The organism is Draconibacterium halophilum, assembly GCF_010448835.1.
In the GTDB taxonomy this organism is placed as follows: Bacteria; Bacteroidota; Bacteroidia; order Bacteroidales; family Prolixibacteraceae; genus Draconibacterium; species Draconibacterium halophilum.
The window spans coordinates 1,194,297-1,214,561 of the sequence record NZ_CP048409.1; the positions used below are offsets into that span (position 1 = coordinate 1,194,297).

A 20,265-nucleotide genomic window follows, 5' to 3' on the forward strand; every position below is an offset into this window, starting at 1 on the left:
TCTTTCCACTTTTTATAGTTAATTACCTCGCAGAAAAAGCGATATAAGGTCTTATTTTATCAGTCCCCTGTCTTTATACTTTTGAATAAATGCCTGATCCAATTCTTTTGAGTCTTTGTATTGTACTCTAATATCCTTTAATTGTTTTGTTATTGCGGTAACTACATCAGCGTAATCCGGATCGTCATATACATTATTCAGCTCCAGCGGATCTTTTTTGCGGTCGTACAATTCCCACTCGTCAATATCGTAGTAAAAATGGGCAAGTTTAAATTCGGTAGTAACAATTCCGTAATGGCGTTTTACCATGTGAAAACCCGGATATTCGTAATAATGGTAATAAACCGCATCGCGGGTCCAGGCTGCAGTGTCGCCAACTAACAGCGGCATCAGGCTTTCGCCTTGCATATCTTGCGGTACTTCAATACCGGCAGCTTCCAGAAAAGTTTGTGCAAAATCGAGGTTCTGTACCATTTTATTCGAAATCGATCCGGGAGTAATTTTGCCGGGCCATTTTACTAAAAGTGGTGTTTTGAACGATTCGTTATAAATAAAACGCTTGTCGAACCAGCCGTGCTCGCCAAGGTAAAATCCCTGGTCGGAAGTATAAACAATGATAGTATTCTCATCCAAGCTCTGTTCTTTCAAATGATCGAGCAAGCGGCCAACATTTTCATCAACCGATGCAATACATCCCAGGTAATCCTGCATGTAACGTTGGTATTTCCAACGCATAAAAGCCGAATCGTTCATTGTTGGGTACATTTGAGCAAACTCCTTGTTTATCGGGCCGTAAACGGCATCCCACTTTGCTTTTTGTTCGTCGGTAAAACGAGCATATTTACTTTTAAAAACGTTAAATCCCCATTCCGACATTTCCTCAACACCCAGCTCTTTTGCCAGCTCCGGATAAATTTTGTTATCAGCCGAAACTGTCATGTGTTTTAACAGGTTCATTTCGGCTTCTTTTGCTGCTGTTCCTCTACCTTTGTAATCATCGAACAAAGTTTCCGGTTCCGGGAAGGTCTTTTTGGTAAATTCCTTATAATGACGTTCAGCAGGATACCATTCGCGATGCGGAGCCTTGTGTAAATACATCATCAAAAAAGGTTTGTTTTCCTTTCTTCGGTTATCCATCCAATCGATGGCGAGGTTGGTAATCACATCGGTAACATAACCCTGAATGGTTGTATCTCCATTATTGGTTATAAAATCAGGATTATAATAATCACCCTGACCGGGAAGGATTTTAAACTCATCAAACCCTTTGGGATTGTTCCCGAAATGCAGCTTACCAAACATGGCTGTTTGATAACCGGCATTGTGAAATAGCTGCGGGAAAGTAACATTCGTTGTATCAAATGGAAAGTTATTATCGATCTTTCCATGAATGTGCGTGTGTTTACCGGTTAAAATTGTTGCCCGCGACGGAGCACAAATCGAGTTGGAAACACAGGCATTGGTAAACAGCATTCCTTCGTCGGCAATCCTATTGATATTTGGCGTTTGGATCAATTTATCGTCGTAAGCACTAATGGCCTGGTAGGCATGGTCGTCACTCATTATAAAAATAATATTTGGCCGTTGCGGTTCACTTTGCTTTTGCGAGCATGCCCCCATTAGTAGAACAGATGCAAAAAGAGCTAAGACGAAGAAAGTTCTCATTTAAGTTGTTTTAGTTTTTTATTTCAAGGTAAATTTTGATGCCAGCGAGGCGTTTGAATCACCTCCAACATAAATTTCAAATTCTCCGGGTTCTGCATAAAACGAAAGGTCGGCATGATAAAATGCCAGATCTTCGTTGGTAATGGTAAATTCCACCGTTTTGGTTTCGCCTTTTGAAATAGAAACTTTTTCAAATCCTTTCAGCAAACGTAGCGGAGGAGTAATACTGGCTACCATATCGCGGATATACAGCTGAACCACTTCTTCACCATCAAAATTGCCGGTGTTGGTCACTTCAACTGATACTTTTAATTCGTCATTATTGGTGATTGTTGCTTTGTCAATACTTAAGTTTTTAAACTCAAAGGATGTGTAGCTCAACCCATATCCAAACGGGAAAAGGGGAGAGTTGGGCGCATCCAGATAATTCGATTTAAATTTCTGAAAGGTATCGCCATCCTGCGGACGACCTGTGTTTCGAATACTGTAATAAATAGGTACCTGACCAACATTTACCGGGAAAGTTGCGGTTAGTTTACCCGAAGGATTATAATCACCAAACAGAACGTCGGGCAAGGCATTTCCGCCTTCAACACCGGCATGCCACATTTGGACAAAGGCATCTGCCATTTCCACTTCTTCGACAATTTCCATCGGACGGCCACTCATGTTTACTATAACCAACGGCTTCCCGGTTTTTGCCAGTTCTTTTAGTAATTTCTTTTGACTTGGTGGCATGGTAATATCTGTGCGGCTCGATGATTCACCTGTCATTTCAGTGGCTTCGCCAACAACTGCAATAATCACATCTGCTTTATTCGATACCGAAACAGCTTCCCGCAACATTGTTTCAGGCGAACGCTCATCGATAAAAATCTTTGGACCAAAAACGTTGATCTTTTTGGCAAACTCTGGATCATCCGAAATATTGGCGCCCTTTGCATGAACGATATTCACATCGTCGCCAACAACATTCTTAAACCCTTCCAAAACGGTAACTGCGAGATTGAAATCGCCTGTTGGAGCCCAGGTTCCGAGCATATTGCTGCGACTGTCAACCAGCGGACCAACCAATGCCGCAGTCCCGGATTTTTCGAGTGGAAGCAATTGATTCTCGTTTTTTAACAGTACCATTGAGCTAGCTGCAGCTTGTCGTGCCACCTGGCGATGTTCGGCGGTTAAAATATCGTTTTCAGGACGGGCATTGTCGAAATAAAGATACGGATCTTCAAAAAGCCCGAGTTTGTATTTTGCTTCCAGAATCCGGCGGCAAGCGATATTAATGTCTTCTTCTGTCACTTTTCCTTCTTCAAGCGATTTTTCAAGTGTGGTCAGAAATCCTTCTCCTACCATATCCATATCCAATCCGGCTTTTAATGCCAGGGCCGAAACGGCTTGTAAATCGCCCAATCCATGTGCAATCATTTCGTTTACCGAAGTATAATCAGAAACCACAAATCCGTCGAAGCCCCATCTGTCGCGCAATACATCGGTTAGTAACCATTTATTTCCCGATGCAGGAACACCGTCAACATCATTAAACGACGACATGACACAACCAACTCCGGCGTCGATTGCCGCTTTGTAAGGAGGAAAATATTCGTTAAACATTCTCAAATGACTCATATCAACCGAGTTGTAATCGCGGCCGGCTTCTGCAGCCCCATACAAGGCAAAATGTTTTACGGTTGCCATCATTGTTGTAGTTGCGGTCAGGTTGCCTTGCTGGTAGCCGTTTACCATTGCTTTTGCAATTTCAGAACCCAAATACGGATCTTCACCGGCACCTTCGGAAATACGTCCCCAACGTGGATCGCGCGATACGTCAACCATTGGTGAGAAATTCCAGAATATACCATCGGCAGTTGCTTCTTTGGCCGCAATTTGCGCAGTTTTTTCAATCAGTTCCATATCCCAGGTGCTGGCTAATCCAAGCGGCAGCGGAAATGTAGTTTTATAGCCATGTATAACATCGGAACCAAAGATCATCGGAATACCCAGGCGGCTTTCTTCCACAGCCAGTTGTTGTGCCTGACGGTTTTTCTCCGGTCCGTAAACACCAAAAATACCACCTACTTTTCCGGTTTTTATCTTCTCCTCAACACCGGTACTAACTACCGATCCGGTGGGAATTCCACCTCCCGGCGTGATCAGGTTCAGCTGACCAATTTTTTCCTGTATGGTCATTTTTTTCATCAAATCGGAAACAAAAACATCCATTTCAGAATCACCTGAGTTGCTCGTCGGTGTTCCACATCCGGTAAATAAAAATAGTACTGCAACAAATAATAAAAAGCGTGACATATCTAACCAATTTTATAGTTTCTAATCAATTTTAACGGGTTCCGTTTGTTCCGAAATTCCATTTTCGTTGAATGCTTCAATCGAAAAATAGTAGGGCGTATCGCGATCGAGACAGCGCATAAAATGCTCGTTAGTGTCGTAAAGCTGCCACGACTGGTAGAGTTTATCGGGAGCAATTCCCCAGCGAATATTGTATCCCTGCGCGCCTTTTACAGGTTTCCATGCGAAGGAAATATCCCGGCGGTCATCTTGGCGTGTTATCTCAAAATCTTTTACTGCGGCAGGTTTCTTGCCCAGTCCCAAGCCGAATACCCGAATCTCACTCATGGCAAAGTTGTTTCCCGGAACTTCGATATTTTTATAACGAACAAATTTTGCTTCCACCGGCTGATTCAACACAATGTATGCGTTTGGTGAATCTTTGTAACTGTTGCTGCGGTCAACCAAAGTTTCCCAGTTTTCTGCGTCTGCCGAAGCTTCGATGACAAAACAGTGCCGCAAACCCTCAGTACGGGTATAAATACCCGATTCATAATCATGGAAATTCAATTGAAAAGCATAAATACTTCCGGGATTCAGCATTTCAATAGTTATCCATTGTTTATCGTCGTTAGCTTCTGCTACCCAAAAAGTTTTAGGATTTTCATCGGTCAGCACATTGGCAATAATTTCACCATTATTATTTTTTTCAAGGGGTAATTCGTGTACCTCAACCTCATCGTTATTAGAGGTAAATTTCATGATCTGTTTTAACGATGATGAAACGGTAGCTTTTCCTTTATATGACAGTAACATCCAGCCGCAGTGCTCGCCAGCTTTTGTAGGATGATCGGGGCCAAAACGCGGATAATCGCCATAAGCCGTGTTCGAATGCATCAAACCTTCGTCATCAAAATAAGTTGGGAACATACACAAGCGGCGCTCCCATTGGGCGTTCGACGCCAGCGCCATGGTGGCAAAATGCCAGTATTGCCCGTTGGTTTGTTTTACTGTAATTCCGTGCCCCGCGCCGTTGGTAAAACCTCCCGGTTTAAAACTCATCGGGTTGTTTTTCATATAAGCAAAAGGTCCCAGCGGCGAGTCGCCAATATAAACGCCATCAGCATAAACATTAAACTGCGTTCCCGGCGCGGCATACTGCAAATAATATTTACCGTCGTGTTTGGTCATCGAGGCACCTTCCATGTAACCTTCTTTTAAAGTTGGGTGAAGGTTGTTTTCACCAAAACGCTCCCAGCCGTGTTCTTCTTCCACAAGATTGATGAGGTCTTTTTTTACTCCTGTTTCCAGGAAACGATCATCTTTATTCAGCATTTTAACCCGTATTGGATGCACATTTGACGAGCCCCAGTACAAATAGGTTTTTCCATCATCATCAATAAAAAGTTCCGAATCCTGAATGTTATTCGAAATTGATGGGGTTGGTGTCCATTTGCCACTTTTCGGATCGTCGGTATAAAGAATGCTTCCGTAACCCGCCGGATCACCGGCAAAATACACCATCGAATCTTTGTAGTTAAAAGCAGTAGGTGCGTTACATCCTTCGAAAAACCATTGCTGAGGTTTGATAAAATCCCAGTTCACCAGATCATTTGAGTGCCAGTAGCCAAACGAGCGGGTAACAAACATATAATACTCTCCACGGAACTCGATAACTGCCGGATCGGCACCCGATCGATACGAAATATTTCGGGCTGAATTATAAACCATGTAAGTATAATCGATATCCAGTGGATTACAATACGTTTGCGGAACAATAGTTTGTGCCTGGGTTGTGCTTATCAGAAACAGCACAACAAAAGTTGTTTGTATAAGTTTTCCTATGGTTTGCATGGTTTAAATTTATTCTTATTTCATCCCTTACGGTGTCTCAAATCCCAGCTTTTCCAGTCCTGCCAGTACATCTTCATTCTTCATAAACAAATTCCATAAAAGTCCGGTTCGGTAATTTTCAATCATCACTGGAATTGGTCCCTGATCAATGGCCAAATAGCGTGGCAAATACCAGTTGTCTGTTTGACTATAGGCATCATACGGCCCGTATTTTCCCACCAGCGAGTCAGCTTCCAAATACAGGTATTTCAAAAAGTTCATTGACTCTTCCGGAGTATATGGAAACGACGAAAGTGCTGCTGTTGGCGAGATCACGCCCAAATCCATTTTCCCCGGTCGATGACCGGCATATCCACGCATGGAATAACTTGAAGTAAATCCCCACTGATTTTCGCCATAACCTTTATAATTTTTAGGATTATCAAGCGCATAACGATAATGAATTGTGGCATGATTTACATTTAGTTTCCAGTAATCGGCATACTTATCTTTCAGTCCTTTCGGATTTAGCCCGAGGTACGAATAATGCGCCCAAAACAGCGGCCCAATAGGATCGTCGTTGTATTCGTAAAAGTTAAGTACGGTACTCAGTCCGTAATAAACCGTGTCTTTTGCAATGGCTCCGTTAAGTGCCCAGCCTTTATCGTAAACGTCAGCATCAATAGGATGTGTTGGCGAGGAAGCTGCCAGAACGTACATAATCAGACACTCGTTGTAGCCACCCACCGGGAAATTCATATCCCAGCCATAATTGGGCGACCAGTGCCAGTATAGCACATCTTTTCCCTGTGTGTACCAGTCCCATTCTACTTCTTCCCACAATTGTTGAATATCAGCTACCAACTGCTGTTCCGTCTCATTTCCACCTTTATAATATTCGGCAACGGCCAATAGTCCCTGGATCATAAAAGCTGTTTCCACCAAATCGCCACCATCATCTTTTTTACTGAAAGGTTTTACTTTTCCGGTTGGCCCGTCAAGCCAGTGTGGCCACGCTCCGTGAAAACGATCAGCTTTACCGAGATAAGCAACAATTCGTTGAAAACGTTCCAGTGCCTGTTTGCGAGTGATAAATCCGCGCTCAACACCAACCAAAATGGCCATAACGCCAAATCCTGAGCCTCCAAGTGTGACCACATTCTGGTCGTTTTGCGGATAAATATTATCCATGTGAATGCGTTCGCGTGCCATCCCTGAAACCGGTTCGGCACCGTCCCAGAAATACTGAAAGGTTTGGTATTGCACCAAATCCATTAACGAATCTTCAAGCGATATCTCGGCTTCCTGCATCTTCTCAACTGATTTTTTGCTTCCGGTTGAACAGCCGGAAAAGACAATTGTAGATACCAGTGCTATCAATACTATTGGAAATGTAATTTTCTTCATCTGTTAATACGTAAAATCAAGTTTTGTCAATCCGGATTGTACTTCTGGACACGACATAAACAAGTCCCAAAGCAAGTTGGTCCGGTAATTTTCAATCATCACTACAATCGGCCCCTGATCGATAGCCAGGTAAGAATCAGCCACCCAGCCGTTGGTAAAATCAAAAGCATCGTAGAATCCATAATCTCCCCACAATTTATCTCCTAAAGTGTAGTAGAAATAGTGCAAAGCTTTCATCGATTCCTCAGGTGTATAAGGCATCGATGACAGTGCAGCTGTAGGTGTAAGAACGCCCCGGTCGTTGTTTGGCGAGTGTGCCGAATAGCCAGAGTAGCCGTCGCTGGCAGTAAGTCCCCAGCAATCATTGGAATACGCCACATAGTTCTGTGGATTATCAGCGCAGTAAGCCTGATTTATTTTTGTGTGCGTTACATTTTGTTCCCAATAGTTGGCATACTGATCGGAAAGATTTCGCGGATCGAGCCCGAGGAATGAATAATGTGAAAAGAACAACGGTCCGCCCATATCATTACGTAATGGCAAGGTGTAGCCGTAAAACGAATTATTATCGGTGTTCATCATGTTACCATCACGCGCCCAGCCTTTGGTGTACACATCTTTACCGATGGTGTGTGTTGGCGATGAAGCCGCCAGCACATAAATTATCAGTGCTTCATTCCAGCCTCTTATCTTCATATTCATTGCCCAGTCGTTATTGGGCGACCAGTGCCAGTACAACACATCTTGTCCACCTTGCGTGTACCAGTCCCATTCAATGGTTTCCCAAATGGTGTTGATCTTGTTGATCAGAGATGATTCCTGTGAATTGCCGGAATTCAGATACTGCCTTACGGTCAATAATCCCTGCATCATAAAAGCCGTTTCAACCAAATCACCGCCATCGTCGTTCGAGCTGAACGGAATGGTTTTTCCGGTTTCGCCGTTTAACCAGTGTGGCCATACGCCATGAAAACGGTCGGCATCAGTTAAAAATTCGACAATAGTTTCCAATCTGTCGATTCCTTGCTGGCGGGTAATAAATCCACGTTCGATACCTACCAGTATCGACATCACTCCAAAACCGGAACCACCTGTGGTAACCGTATTTCCCGAAGTATTTCGTTCGCGTGCCAATCCGCTTACCGGATGCGCGAAATCCCAGAAATAGTTGAAAGTTTGCCGTTGAACCAGCGTTAATAATTCCTCGTCTGAAATTACAGGGAATTTTGGAGTGGTATCGGCTTGCGTGTAAAAGTTCAGTTCCAGCCCTTCGAATGGCCGGTCAATACGATTTTCAATGTTTGATGAAATGGCAAAAACGGTTTTACTAAAACCTTCCATTTCCTGCGAAATCTCAACAGAAATTGTTTGTTCATCTAACTGGTTAAATGTTGAAGCCACCGACGTTCCATTGCTGGAATATGATGAGTAAAGGGAAATGTCGTCTTTCGAAACGGCTGAATTAAATTGCAGCCGGATGACAGGTTTGCGGTTAATATCTAAAATTCGTGACAACGGATTGTAAGTCACTTCATCAATTTGCACACTTTCCAAAACCAATGGTGATGTGAGCGTTGAAAATGTATACGTTTGTCCTTTAAAAGGCTCTTCGTTTGCCCCTTTTAAACCGGATGAGATTGTTAAGGTGTAAGTTGCATTTTCATCCAGGTCCTGATGATCGATCTTAACCAACTGGTTATTGTTGAAATAGGAAAAAGTTAATGCCAGGGGATTATTAGCTGCATCGAATAGATTGATACTTGCCTCGGCAGATACCATATTCACCGCAGCGTTGAAACGGATCTCAATCGTTTCGTCGATGGTAATGTTTGTGTTTTGTCCACTTGCGGTAAGTGCTGTTTCGCCAATGTAGGCGTAAGTAATTGCCAGATCTTCACCTGGTTTTTCTGCCTCGGAATCAACTTTGCTGCAGGAAACGATCGTTACTGTAAGCAACAAGAGGAATAATAATTTATGGAAAATTCGCATCAATATATGCAGATAAGCGTGTTGTTAAAATTCAAAAAAAAGTTTGAATTGACCCACTGCAAATCACAGTGGGCCAATTCTGTAAACTACCTTATATTACTCTATAAACCGTCTTGCATCATTAAAGTCACTTCTTCAGCAGAAAGTGCTTTTTTGAATAAGTACAGTTCGTCCATTAAACTTTCGTCCGACTTGTGATCCCATCCGTTAAAACGTGGCGATCCCGACATGATAGAAAGCAAGTCGCAGCCGGTCCAGTCAATTCCGGAGAAATCACCTTGTTTTACCTCAACACCATCAATGTAAACGCGTGCTTCAGTACCCGAAATAGCAAATGCCATGTGTACCCAGTTGCCTGTGGTTGGATCAACATCGGCAGCCGCGCCACCATCGAACCACGAGTCTGCAGTTCCGTTACCGGCATTTAGTTTAAAACGTTGCATGCCACTGGCATTTTCACGGAAGAAGCGGAAACCACTTGCTCTGTCATTTTGCGCATCAGGATTGGCGGTATCTTCCGGTCCCATTACCAAAATACCTGCGCGGTCAGGAGTTGCATTTATATTCATCCAGAAACTGGCACTGAATTCTTCACCCTGAACATCAACATCGGCAGTTGAAAAAGTAAGGTAAGCATCAGCCGCTCCCTGGTAGGCATCACCATCAACACCACCGCTATAATCAAATGATGGATTACCCACAACTGTTGCATCTTCGCTGCTAATAGCTTCTTTAAAATCACCATTAAAATCCATGTAGAAAGAAGCTTGTTCCTTCAGCATTATAGTGTGAACTTCGTCCTGGGTAAGTGCGGTATTAAAAATACGCAGTTCATCCATTAAACTTCCGTCTGACAGGTGATCCCATCCGGTCCAGTTTGGAGCACCCGACATAATTGAGATTACATCGCAATCTGTCCAGTCAATTCCACTGAAGTCTCCTCCTTTTACCAATTCTCCATTGATGTAAACTTCTGCGCTCGTTTCTGAAATACTAAATGCAAAGTGTGTCCATTCGCCGGTATTTGGCTCAACATCGGCAGCTGCACCACCATCAAACCAGCTATCAGCAGTGCCGTTACCTACATTCAATTTAAAGCGTTGTTTACCGCTTGCATTTTCGCGGAAGAAACGGAACCCTTTTGAACGGTCGTTATTGTTATCGGCTGGAGGAGCTACTACAAGAATTCCTGCTCTGTCCATACTGTTATCAACTTTCAGCCAGAAACTTGCACTAACTTCAGTTGCTCCCTGCAGAATTGTTGTAGGGAATGTGAGGTACGAATCAGCAGCACCGCTGTAAGCAGTTCCTTTCTGAATACCGTCAGCAAATGTAGGATTTCCAACTTTTGTTGCCAGTTGAAGGCTGTTCATTTCGCGGAATTCGTTGTTAAACGGCATGTAGAAAATTTCGCCTTCGTATTGCGGTACGTATGGTGGCGATTTTGCAAAGTTTACAGTTGCCGTTGTCGTTTTTCCGTCGAGGTCGGTGGCAGTAACACTTAATACGTGCGAGCCTGTTGTAACATTATCGTATGTATAAGTTCGCATTGCCACGCGGTAATCCATAAACTCCGAATAGCTGGCAATTTCTGCGCCGTCGATATTCACCGAAATGGATCCGATTTCAATATCGTCACGCACTTCAAAATCAATATCAACTGAGGCAATAGCATCGTTGGTCTGAATTTCGTAACCTTCGGGCGGAAAGTTAATGGTTACCTGAGGAGCTGTTTCATCAGCTCCCGGATCTACAGCAGATATTCCATCGATGTAGTTTTGATCGCATGCATTGAAAGCAAAAAGGATCAATGCAAGTAAAAATATTTTATTATAAGTCTTCATGTTTTGTAGTTTTTATTGAATTCCTTCTTCCAGTTGTGGTAACTCAGCTACCTGATCGGCCGGGAATGGCAGATAGGCTTTGTCCATTGTAAAAGTTTTACCTTCATGCGAGAGCTCACTGGTGTTTTCAGTACGCACCATGTCGTAATAGCGAATGCCCCATTCCATTGCCAGTTCGGCAAATTTTTCGTCGAGTACATCTTGTGTGGTAACACCCGATAGGTTGGTTAATCCGGCGCGTGCACGAACCATGTTTACCGCATCGTCAGCGCTCATTGAGCCGGCGTTTGCTCCACGAGTGATGGCTTCGGCATACATCAGCAACATTTCTGAGTAACGGATAACAATAAAGTTTTTATTACTTCCATAGGATGTTCTTCCGGGAACCAATTCAGTGGAAGGTTGGCTGTGTTTTCCACTCACAAAATTCATGCGGGCGTTGTTATTAAAAATATCGCCTTCGCGGTTGGTATTGCTAATCCATTCCGGAATATCGCCATAATCATTTCTCAACTCGGTAATTCCATCGGGTGTGAAAATTACACTGGTTTCCAGTCGTACAACTTCACCTCTGTCGAGCATGAATTCGATGTACTTCATGGTAGGCTCATAGAATCCCCAGCCGGCGCCAGCACCTGTTACAACGGGTGTCCATCCGCCAATTCCAAACGGTGCAAATAAGAAACCGAAACGGTCGCCTTCTCCCTGGTTGAAATCAGAATATTGGAATTCCATAATGTTTTCATCGTCCAATTTACCGGCCTTTTTAAAGAGGTGGTAAAAATCGTCAGCCAATTGAAACTCGCCGGAGTTAATAATTTGCGAAGTTGCATTTACCACTCCCTGGTAATCTTCCATTTCCTGGTAAGCTAAAGCCTGAATTGCGTAGGCTGTATAGCTTGTCATTCCTCCCGGAATATCGGTACGTTTGTTTGGATGTACATCAGGAAGGTTTGGAATGGCGTCACTCATTTCATCCACAATGTATTGCATCACTTGTGCTTTATTGCTTAACGGAGTATTTTGAATATTATCCAAATCGTCGATTATAATACAACCACCAAAAGTTCGTGCAACGTTCAGGTATAAATAAGCACGCATAACACGACATTCGGCAATATACTGATCGGCCATTGCATCGTTACCTGATGCTTCGCGGTACTTATTAATCTCATCGATTGCAGTAAAAATATTTACAATATCGTTGTAGTGTTGCTGCCAAACCGAATTGGCATTCCAGTGGCTAGCCATATAAGTAAAATTATCCTGTTCGGTCATAGGAACCTGATCGCCGGCAGCGTTTACATCATCGCCACGAATTCCCAGTGTTAATGGTTCTTCCCATGCACGGGTATAAAAGCCATAATAAGCTCCCAGAAGTGGTAGGTCCATATCTTCGGCAATGGTGTAATCCACATCGCTCGTAAACGATTCGTTTTCAAATGGTTCATCCAATTTGTCGGTACATCCTATTCCCGATACCAATAGCAGCCCGCTTAAAAATACGGGTGCAAAATATTTTATTAATAGTTTCTTCTTCATGTCTTAAAGTGTTTAGAATTTTAGATTTACACCAATTGTATAGACGGCCGGAACCGGGTAAAACTGACGATCGATACCGTTTGATATTTCAGGATTAAATCCGTTATACTTAAATACCGTAAGCGGCTTTTCTGCAGTTACAAATACTCTGGCATCGGGCATTCCGGCGCCAAACAGCTTTTTGCCGTCAATGTTATAGGCCAACTGAATATTCTGGATGCGAAAGAAGTTTCCATCTTCCACCAGGTAATCGCTAAAGTTTTGATTCCATCCGCGGCGTAATGCCGAAGCTGATGGGTATTTATTCGATGTTCCTTCACCTGTCCATAAGCCGTTTGCCAAATCTGCGTCGATGTTGGTATCGTTTGTCCAGATGATCTCACCACGTTTACGGTTCAGAATTTTATTTCCGGTTTGCCCCATAATGTTCATCGAGAATTCGAAGTCTTTATAGTTCAGCCCAATAAATCCACCGTACGAGAAAGTTGGTATGTACGAACCAAGGAATACTTTGTCGTCGTCATTGATTACATCATCGTTGTTTTGGTCCACATATTTGAAATCGCCGGGAACCAGCGAGTTATCGACAGCAACAGGATCAGCACTAATTTCCGATTCGTTTTGGTAGATTCCGGCAACTTCGTAGCCATAGAACGAAAGCAGTGGCTCACCCACCTGCGACCGTTGTCTGAACTCAGCCTGACCTCCATTAATATAGGATTGTCCGTAAAGGTCGCGCACTTCGTTTTTAAGTGTCGAGAAATTACCTCCAACAGTATAGCTAAAGTCTTTGTTAATTTCGTTTCTCCAGGTAACTGCCAGTTCCAGTCCCGAGTTACGAATTGTTCCGACGTTACGCAAAACACTTCCCGACTGTAATTTTAGGCTTACCGGAATGGCAGCGTCTTCAGTGTCGCGAATAAAGTAATCGGCGTCTATACTCAGTCGGTTGTCAAACAATTCGGCATTTAAACCAACATTTGTACCGGTTACAGTTTCCCAACCTAAATAGCCAAATGTACTGGTTGTTGTTGTTCCGTCAACCTGCATATCGTCGATGGCCAAATAAACCGGATTGGTTGTATTTGCTCCATCCTGGCGGGCAATTTTATCGTTGCCCAGTTTTCCCCAGCCACCTCTTAGTTTTAGGTAGTTGAGAATACCGGTATTATCCATAAAGCTTTCTTCAGAAACCACCCAACCTAAACCAAAGGCCGGGAAAGTTCCCCATTTCTCCTGGTACTTTTGCGTTCCTTCCTGACGGATGGTAAAATAGGCAATGTATTTATTACTGTAGTTGTATGAAATACGTCCGAAATACGAGATTCCATAAAGACGCTCTCCATTGTCGCCTACTTGTTTTGAAGTCTCCGACTGCGACTGGTTAATGTACCAGGCATTTTCGTTTAGCGGAATATCTTCGGCAGAACCACCCAGATAGTCGTACCACTCATCGCGGAATGACATACCTGCCATAGCCGAAACATTGTGGTCGCCAAAACTATTTGTATAGGTTAATGTGTTATCAAAGAAATGATTCACATTGGTTGTTCTTGATGATGAAATGGTCGACAAACTTCGTCTTGTTGAATTGGTAATGTAATAAGGCAAGCCAACACTACGGGCTTTCAGAAACATCATCGACGAATTGTAGGTACTTTTAAATTTCAGCATATTTGGCAGTAGCTCAACTTCGGCATAAATACCGGCAAGCACTTTTCGGATATCCTGACGCGAATCATTATAAGCAAGACTTAAAAACGGGTTTTGCGAACCGCGGTAGTCCAACAGCTGGGCACTTGAATAATTACTTGGGTAATCAATTCCTTGCGCTACCAAATCTTCGTAATTCTGTTCGTCATAAACGGGCAATATCGGAACAGCATGATACGCACTGAACCAGGCAGAACTACTCGCTATGTAACGCGTTCCGTTACTAACATTGAAGTTAACGCCGGTCTTAAGCCAGTCATTTGCCTGGTGATCGATAGAAGCACGAATATTCATCCTTTTGTACGAATCTTCAGCTTCCAGCAAACCTTCCTGATCGTAGTAATTAATACCCATTGAGTAAGATGTTTTATCATTACCACCTAAAACAGAAACCGAGTGGTTTTGCTGGCGGGCATGCGATTTCATAATCTCGGCATACCAGTCGGTATTAACGTTTGGCACATTTGGATTTACCCGGCTACGGCCATAGCGCTGCATGGCATTTTCGACAAAACTAATATCGGCTGCCGAACCGGTTTGGTAAACGTAATCAACAAATTGTTCGGCATTGGCCATTTGCATAACGTTTTGCGGAACCTGGATACCATAGTATCCTTCGTAAGTAATACTTGTTTTCGTGTTTAACGCACCTTTTTTGGTGGAAATAAGTACCACTCCGTTGGCCGCCCTAACACCATAAATTGCCGATGCCGATGCATCTTTTAAAACCGATAAGGTTTCAATGTCTGATGGGTTAAGGAAATCGATGTTGTCGAAATACATTCCATCAACAACATAAAGAGGCGATGAGTTACTACTGCTTGGGAAAGACCCAACACCACGAATACGAACTGTAGGCTCGCCACCGGGTGCTCCGGAGTTTACGATTTGTACACCGGCAACCTTCCCCTGCAACGCCTGCATGGCTTGTCCGCTTGGTGTTTTTGCCAGTTCTTCCGATTTAACAGTTGAAATGGATGAGGTAAGGTCTTTTACCTTGATCTCACCATATCCAACTACTACAACTTCTTCAAGGCCAACTACATCCTCCTGTAGCTGAATGTTGATTGTGCCTGATTGTTGTGGTTTAATTTCCTGTGAAAGAAAACCAATGTAACTAAATACTACAGTGGCTCCCTCTTTAACCGACAATGTATAATTGCCGTCAATGTCTGTAACAACTCCGTTAGTTGTTCCTCTTTCCAAAACGGATACTCCCGGCAGAGTTATTCCGCTTGCATCAACCACTGTACCGGAGATAGAAATTCTATCCTGGGCAAATAGGGTTGAAAACGAAAAAAGGAGAAATACAATAAAGAATGTTTTTCGCATAACTTTAAAATTTGAATTAGTTTGATCTCAAAGTTACGCTGACATTGAGGAGGGAAACAATCAAATAGACACACTATTGATACTTTCGGCGAAAGTGAATCGCTTTAACAACCTCATCATTACCTCATCTTGTAAAAGAAACAATAATTGTAAGTAGTTGTAAAACAGGGTTTAAAATGGTGTTTTGTTTATGGATTCTTTTTATTTTTTTATACATTTAATTTTATTTATTTCACAAAAAATGGGGTTTGGAGTAGAACCCAGAAGAATTGTATCAATTTATCATCTGTTAAATCATTAACATTCGATGCTTGGAACCGGAACAAAATCGATCGTAGGCACCATCTTTTTGGTTATTTGGGCTATCACTTCTCTGGCTTTGGAAGAAGAAACGGGAGTGGTAAAATTCGACCAAACCATATATAAAGGAGCCCGGCAAAACTGGGGCGTTAGTATTGCCAACAACGGCATCATTTATTTTGCCAATCATTCGGGGCTTCTTTCGTTCGACGGAACCAACTGGACGATGAACAGGTTACCAAACAATACCATTGTACGATCGGTTAAAGCGGTTGCCGACTCGGTTGTTTACACTGGCGGATACAGGGAACTGGGCTTTTGGAAAACAACACCTACCGGAGAACTGGTCTACGAGTCGCTTAACCAGGAAGCCAAATCATTTCTTGAAGAAAACCCCAACCTGGAGATTTGGAACATCGCTGTAAAAGATGATTACGTTTACTTTCAATCCTTTAATAAAATTCTGGCTTATCATAATGATAGTGTTTTCTCGCTGCATCTTGATGGGGGTATCTCGGTAATGAATCAGGTTGAAGATCGTATTTTGGTTTCTGTCAGGGATAATGGCATATGGGAAGTTGAAAACGATAATGTAGAACGAATTATATTCGACGATGCGTTAATTGGTACAACGGTTAAATTTATTATTTCTGCCGACAACGAAAAGCTGCTGATTGGTACAGCCGACAGAGGAATTTTTCTTTGGGATGGAAATGTGCTGAAACAATGGAATGAAGAATGGACCTCGTATTTTATCGAGAACGAATTAAACAGGGCCTGTCGAACCAAAACCGGACAATATATTATTGGTTCGCTGGTTGACGGAATTGTGGCATTTGACGGTTTTGGAAAACTGATAACAAAAGTAAATTCGAGAAATGGTCTTCCGAATAACACGGTGTTGGGCATTGCAACCGACGAACGAGAGAATACCTGGCTGGCACTCGATATTGGAATTGGTTTTGTTGCCGACAATCCCAATAAAAGTTTTGTGGTTAAAAAGCTACCAGGAGCGGGCGCTATATACTCGACCGCCATTTTCGAGAACAATCTGTTCCTTGGTACGAACCAGGGTTTGTTTAAAGGATCGCTTGATTTGGATAATGATGATATTAAACTTGTTCAGGGCACGCAGGATCAGATATGGGATCTGAAAGTAATTGACGACGAGCTATTAATAGGGCACAACCAGGGGAGTTTTGTGCTAAAGAATGGGGTAAAAAGAGTTATCTCATCTGAAGGAGGAGCATTCAATTTTGTGCAGGATCCGTTTCATCCCGACTTGCTTTTGCAATCTACCTACAACCGCATTGTTGTATACAACAAAACCAACGACGGAATAGCGTTTCGAAACTACATCGAGCATTTTAGTAATCTGATCCGTTATATTGAATTCGATCATTTAGGAAATATCTGGGCCAGCCACATGCACCGAGGAATTTTTAAAATTCAAGTGGATGAAGAACGGACAAAAGCAGTGGGCGAACCTGAATATTTCGGAGAGGAGACATTTGGGAAAGACCATTCCATACATGTTTTTAAAATTGAAAAACGTATTGTTTTTACTACCGGCGAAAAATTATATACCTTCGACGATCTTACAAATTCTATTCTCCCATACGATACTTTAAATGTAAATTTGGGGAAATATGCAGCAGCCAACCGAATTGTTAAAGCTCCTGATAATTATTACTGGTTTATCGAGTCATCATCAATCGGTTTGTTTTCCATTGTACAAAACGATGTGAAACTGATTAAAGAGTTTCCGACTTCGTTGTTTAACGATCCGTTGTTGGTTGAAGGTTTCGAAAATATACTTCCTGGAAATGAATATACCGGAATTTTGTGTTTGCAAAACGGGCTGGCTTTTCTTGATGCTTCGGTGAGCGATTCAGCCACAAGTATGATTGGGCGTTACGCGCCAGAGGTGAGAACGATTGAGCTGCAACGTAATGGCGGTAGATCGGTATTTTTGCCACTTAACACCAATAAAACCGAGATTAAGAACACGCTGAACAACGTAAAATTCCGCTTCTCTTTTCCTATGCTCAATGAATTTCCGGTATCATACAAGTATTTTTTAAGGGGCTTGCATCAGGGCTGGTCGGAAAGTGTGGCGAACCCCGAATTTCAGTTTGAAAGATTACCGCGCGGAGACTATCAGCTACAAGTAAAAGCTGTTGATATTTGGGGTAACGAAAGCCAGCTTTATACCTTTGATTTTAAAATTCTGCCAGCACTATTGGGCACAAAGCTTGCCATATTTATTTACATGTTCATTTTAATCGGAGCGCTTTTATTGTTCCGAAGGTGGGGAGTGAAACAAACCCGAAAAAAAGAACAGCTAAGACTTGAAAAGCGCGAACGCGAAATTATACGGCTGAGAAATGACAAACTGCGAGACGAAGTACAGTTTAAGAGCAAAGAATTAGCAAACTCAACAATGGCGATTATTCGAAAGAATGAATTTTTGCTTGATTTAAAAAATATAGTGAGAAAACAGAAGAACGAGCTGGGATCGCGCTACCCAGATAAATATTACAATTATCTCAATAATAAAATAGACAAGAATATTTCGAGTAGGGATGATCGTCAGATTTTTGAGAATAATTTTGAGCGGGCACACGAACAGTTTTTCCAGAAAATGAAGAATAAATATCCTGACCTCACATCGAGCGACCTGCAACTTTGTGCTTATCTGCGAATGAATTTGTCGTCGAAGGAAATTGCACCACTACTTGGGATTTCAATTCGCGGCGTTGAAAACCATCGTTATAAGTTAAGGAAAAAGCTCAAACTGGAACCCGAGGATTCGCTCACCGATGTTATGTTTTCGGTTTAATAGCGTGAGTTTTATTCTAAAATGATTTTTACAGAAAGTTTTAATTGCTGCACTACCGCTGCACGGAGTTTCAGTTACTATTTTGATAAATCAGCACAAATCAGTTTATTATCGTTACGAATAAAAACATGTTTATTGGCAAATGCAGGGTGAGTCCAGGTTACGCCACGAGGCAATTGTTTTTTAGTGGGATCAATTAATTTAGCCCTGCTAATCTCGGTAAATCCTTCAGGCGATAATTCTGAAATTATTAATTCTCCCTGCTCGTTAAACATCCATATTTTATCGTTGTGCTGAATAAAATGAATGTTTGCCCAACGGTTTCGTTTTACGGCGGTTTGATCTTCCCAAATCCTGTCGCCAGTATGAAAGTCGAGGCAACGTAACTCGCCATAACTATCCACTCCGTAAATGTATTCGCCTATAATTACCGGGGTATTCATTACACAATGTAAAGCATCGGTTTTACGCTCACTTTCACCACTGCGTTGCCATACTTTTTCGGCACTAGTGTAATCATCGCCTAATTTTACCAGCAACGAGCCACTGTAAAAAGCACTAACAAAGATATGATCGTTTGCTAATACCGGAGTGGCAATACTCATTCCTGAGCCGGTTTTCCAGGGAAAACGCCAATACACTTCGCCAGTCTTAGGATTTAATCCCGACAAACTGTGTTCGGTCCAGTTTACCACTACCTGTTTTCCATTTTTTTCGATAAATATTGGAGCCGAATATCCAGCTCTATCCTCTAAACTCCGCCAGATTTCTTTGCCTGTATTTTATTAAAGGCTACAATACATGCATTATTACTACCACTCACATGCACTATAATCATTTCGTCAACAATTAAAGGAGTAGCTGCAATTCCCCATATAGGCATAATAATTTCGTATTCGGTATTCAGGTCCTTATTCCAAATCACCTCTCCTGAAGCGGCATCAAAACAATAAAAATGCCCCATTGTTCCAAGCGAATAGGCTTTGCCATTATTAATAACTACCGAAGCTCTTGGGCCGGCAGGGTAGCCAACGCCGGAGTACACACAATCATAAGAAAATTCCCAAATCTTTTCTCCGTTTTTTTCATCCACACAAAGCACGCGTTCACGCTGATTTGGTTTTTCAATGCGGTCGCTTACATAAACTTTTCCATTGGCAACAGTTGGCCCGAATAGCCCGGGCCAATTGATACTGACCATTTTACAGGAATTATTTCCGATTCAAACTTTTCGGTTATACCTGATTCATTCCAAACGCCATCGCGGTTAGGACCACGCCAATCCGGCCATTCCTGTGCCATAGCAGTTATTGTTGAAAAGAGAAGTGTCAGAAGTAGTAGTCGCTGTTTCATTCTGTTAAAATTGTTGATTTTTATAGTATAACATGGAACTCGCATCTATTTTTATTATCCTCTTGGGTGCAATTATTTTACATGCTCGTTTCATCCGTATAAATTTTAATTTCTTGATGAATCTAAAAATTCAAATTTGACAGATGGAACCGCTCCATCCGT

At 42.4% G+C, this 20,265-nt stretch carries 12 protein-coding genes; 1 reads left to right on the forward strand and 11 read right to left on the reverse strand.

Annotated elements, in window-relative coordinates:
• Positions 1-51: 51 nt before the first annotated feature.
• The 8 genes from G0Q07_RS04860 to G0Q07_RS04895 form a co-directional block, all read right to left on the reverse strand.
• Complete coding sequence (locus G0Q07_RS04860) at positions 52-1,665, reverse strand: sulfatase family protein (RefSeq protein WP_163345029.1); 1,614 nt, start codon at positions 1,663-1,665, stop codon at positions 52-54.
• An 18-nt stretch (positions 1,666-1,683) separates the two neighbouring features.
• Positions 1,684-3,969, reverse strand: coding sequence for a beta-glucosidase BglX (bglX, locus tag G0Q07_RS04865; RefSeq protein WP_163345030.1), 2,286 nt, complete (start codon positions 3,967-3,969; stop codon positions 1,684-1,686).
• 21 nt (positions 3,970-3,990) lie between these two features.
• On the reverse strand, positions 3,991-5,802 hold the full coding sequence (locus G0Q07_RS04870) for a family 43 glycosylhydrolase (protein WP_163345031.1): 1,812 nt from the start codon (positions 5,800-5,802) through the stop codon (positions 3,991-3,993).
• Positions 5,803-5,829: 27 nt separating this feature from the next.
• Positions 5,830-7,188, reverse strand: a complete 1,359-nt coding sequence (locus tag G0Q07_RS04875; RefSeq protein ID WP_163345032.1) for a glucoamylase family protein — start codon at positions 7,186-7,188, stop codon at positions 5,830-5,832.
• Between the two features lie 3 nt (positions 7,189-7,191).
• Positions 7,192-9,147, reverse strand: a complete 1,956-nt coding sequence (locus G0Q07_RS04880) for a glucoamylase family protein (RefSeq protein ID WP_246222985.1) — start codon at positions 9,145-9,147, stop codon at positions 7,192-7,194.
• 131 nt (positions 9,148-9,278) lie between these two features.
• The gene (locus tag G0Q07_RS04885; RefSeq protein ID WP_163345033.1) at positions 9,279-11,021 is read right to left on the reverse strand and encodes a LamG domain-containing protein; all 1,743 of its coding nucleotides are present in this window, start codon (positions 11,019-11,021) and stop codon (positions 9,279-9,281) included.
• A gap of 12 nt (positions 11,022-11,033) precedes the next feature.
• Entirely contained in the window at positions 11,034-12,563 is a 1,530-nt protein-coding gene (locus G0Q07_RS04890) for a RagB/SusD family nutrient uptake outer membrane protein (protein WP_163345034.1), read from the reverse strand.
• A 12-nt stretch (positions 12,564-12,575) separates the two neighbouring features.
• On the reverse strand, positions 12,576-15,608 hold the full coding sequence (locus tag G0Q07_RS04895; protein ID WP_163345035.1) for a SusC/RagA family TonB-linked outer membrane protein: 3,033 nt from the start codon (positions 15,606-15,608) through the stop codon (positions 12,576-12,578).
• Positions 15,609-15,915: 307 nt separating this feature from the next.
• Here G0Q07_RS04895 and G0Q07_RS04900 point away from each other — a divergent pair, with 307 nt between their 5' ends.
• On the forward strand, positions 15,916-18,750 hold the full coding sequence (locus G0Q07_RS04900) for a helix-turn-helix and ligand-binding sensor domain-containing protein (RefSeq protein WP_163345036.1): 2,835 nt from the start codon (positions 15,916-15,918) through the stop codon (positions 18,748-18,750).
• A 77-nt stretch (positions 18,751-18,827) separates the two neighbouring features.
• Here the strand turns inward: G0Q07_RS04900 and G0Q07_RS20220 are convergent, their stop codons facing one another.
• From G0Q07_RS20220 to G0Q07_RS20230, 3 genes are read right to left on the reverse strand one after another with little or no spacing between them, the layout of a single operon-like run.
• Positions 18,828-19,445, reverse strand: a complete 618-nt coding sequence (locus G0Q07_RS20220) for an outer membrane protein assembly factor BamB family protein (protein WP_394366531.1) — start codon at positions 19,443-19,445, stop codon at positions 18,828-18,830.
• Positions 19,446-19,501: 56 nt separating this feature from the next.
• Positions 19,502-19,951 carry an outer membrane protein assembly factor BamB family protein gene (locus G0Q07_RS20225; protein WP_203532674.1) on the reverse strand — a complete coding sequence of 150 codons (450 nt, stop codon included), beginning with the start codon at positions 19,949-19,951 and terminating at the stop codon, positions 19,502-19,504.
• Complete coding sequence (locus tag G0Q07_RS20230; RefSeq protein WP_203532675.1) at positions 19,888-20,103, reverse strand: hypothetical protein; 216 nt, start codon at positions 20,101-20,103, stop codon at positions 19,888-19,890. Before G0Q07_RS20230 ends, G0Q07_RS20225 begins: the two co-directional genes overlap by 64 nt.
• Positions 20,104-20,265: the final 162 nt, after the last annotated feature.

Coding starts and splice junctions, on each gene's coding strand:
- G0Q07_RS04860 (WP_163345029.1), bottom strand. CDS start 1,665: ATGAGAACTTTCTTCGTCTTAGCTCTTTTTGCATCTGTTCTACTAATG.
- bglX (WP_163345030.1), bottom strand. CDS start 3,969: ATGTCACGCTTTTTATTATTTGTTGCAGTACTATTTTTATTTACCGGA.
- G0Q07_RS04870 (WP_163345031.1), bottom strand. CDS start 5,802: ATGCAAACCATAGGAAAACTTATACAAACAACTTTTGTTGTGCTGTTT.
- G0Q07_RS04875 (WP_163345032.1), bottom strand. CDS start 7,188: ATGAAGAAAATTACATTTCCAATAGTATTGATAGCACTGGTATCTACA.
- G0Q07_RS04885 (WP_163345033.1), bottom strand. CDS start 11,021: ATGAAGACTTATAATAAAATATTTTTACTTGCATTGATCCTTTTTGCT.
- G0Q07_RS04890 (WP_163345034.1), bottom strand. CDS start 12,563: ATGAAGAAGAAACTATTAATAAAATATTTTGCACCCGTATTTTTAAGC.
- G0Q07_RS04895 (WP_163345035.1), bottom strand. CDS start 15,608: ATGCGAAAAACATTCTTTATTGTATTTCTCCTTTTTTCGTTTTCAACC.
- G0Q07_RS04900 (WP_163345036.1), top strand. CDS start 15,916: ATGCTTGGAACCGGAACAAAATCGATCGTAGGCACCATCTTTTTGGTT.
- G0Q07_RS20225 (WP_203532674.1), bottom strand. CDS start 19,951: ATGGTCAGTATCAATTGGCCCGGGCTATTCGGGCCAACTGTTGCCAAT.
- G0Q07_RS20230 (WP_203532675.1), bottom strand. CDS start 20,103: ATGAAACAGCGACTACTACTTCTGACACTTCTCTTTTCAACAATAACT.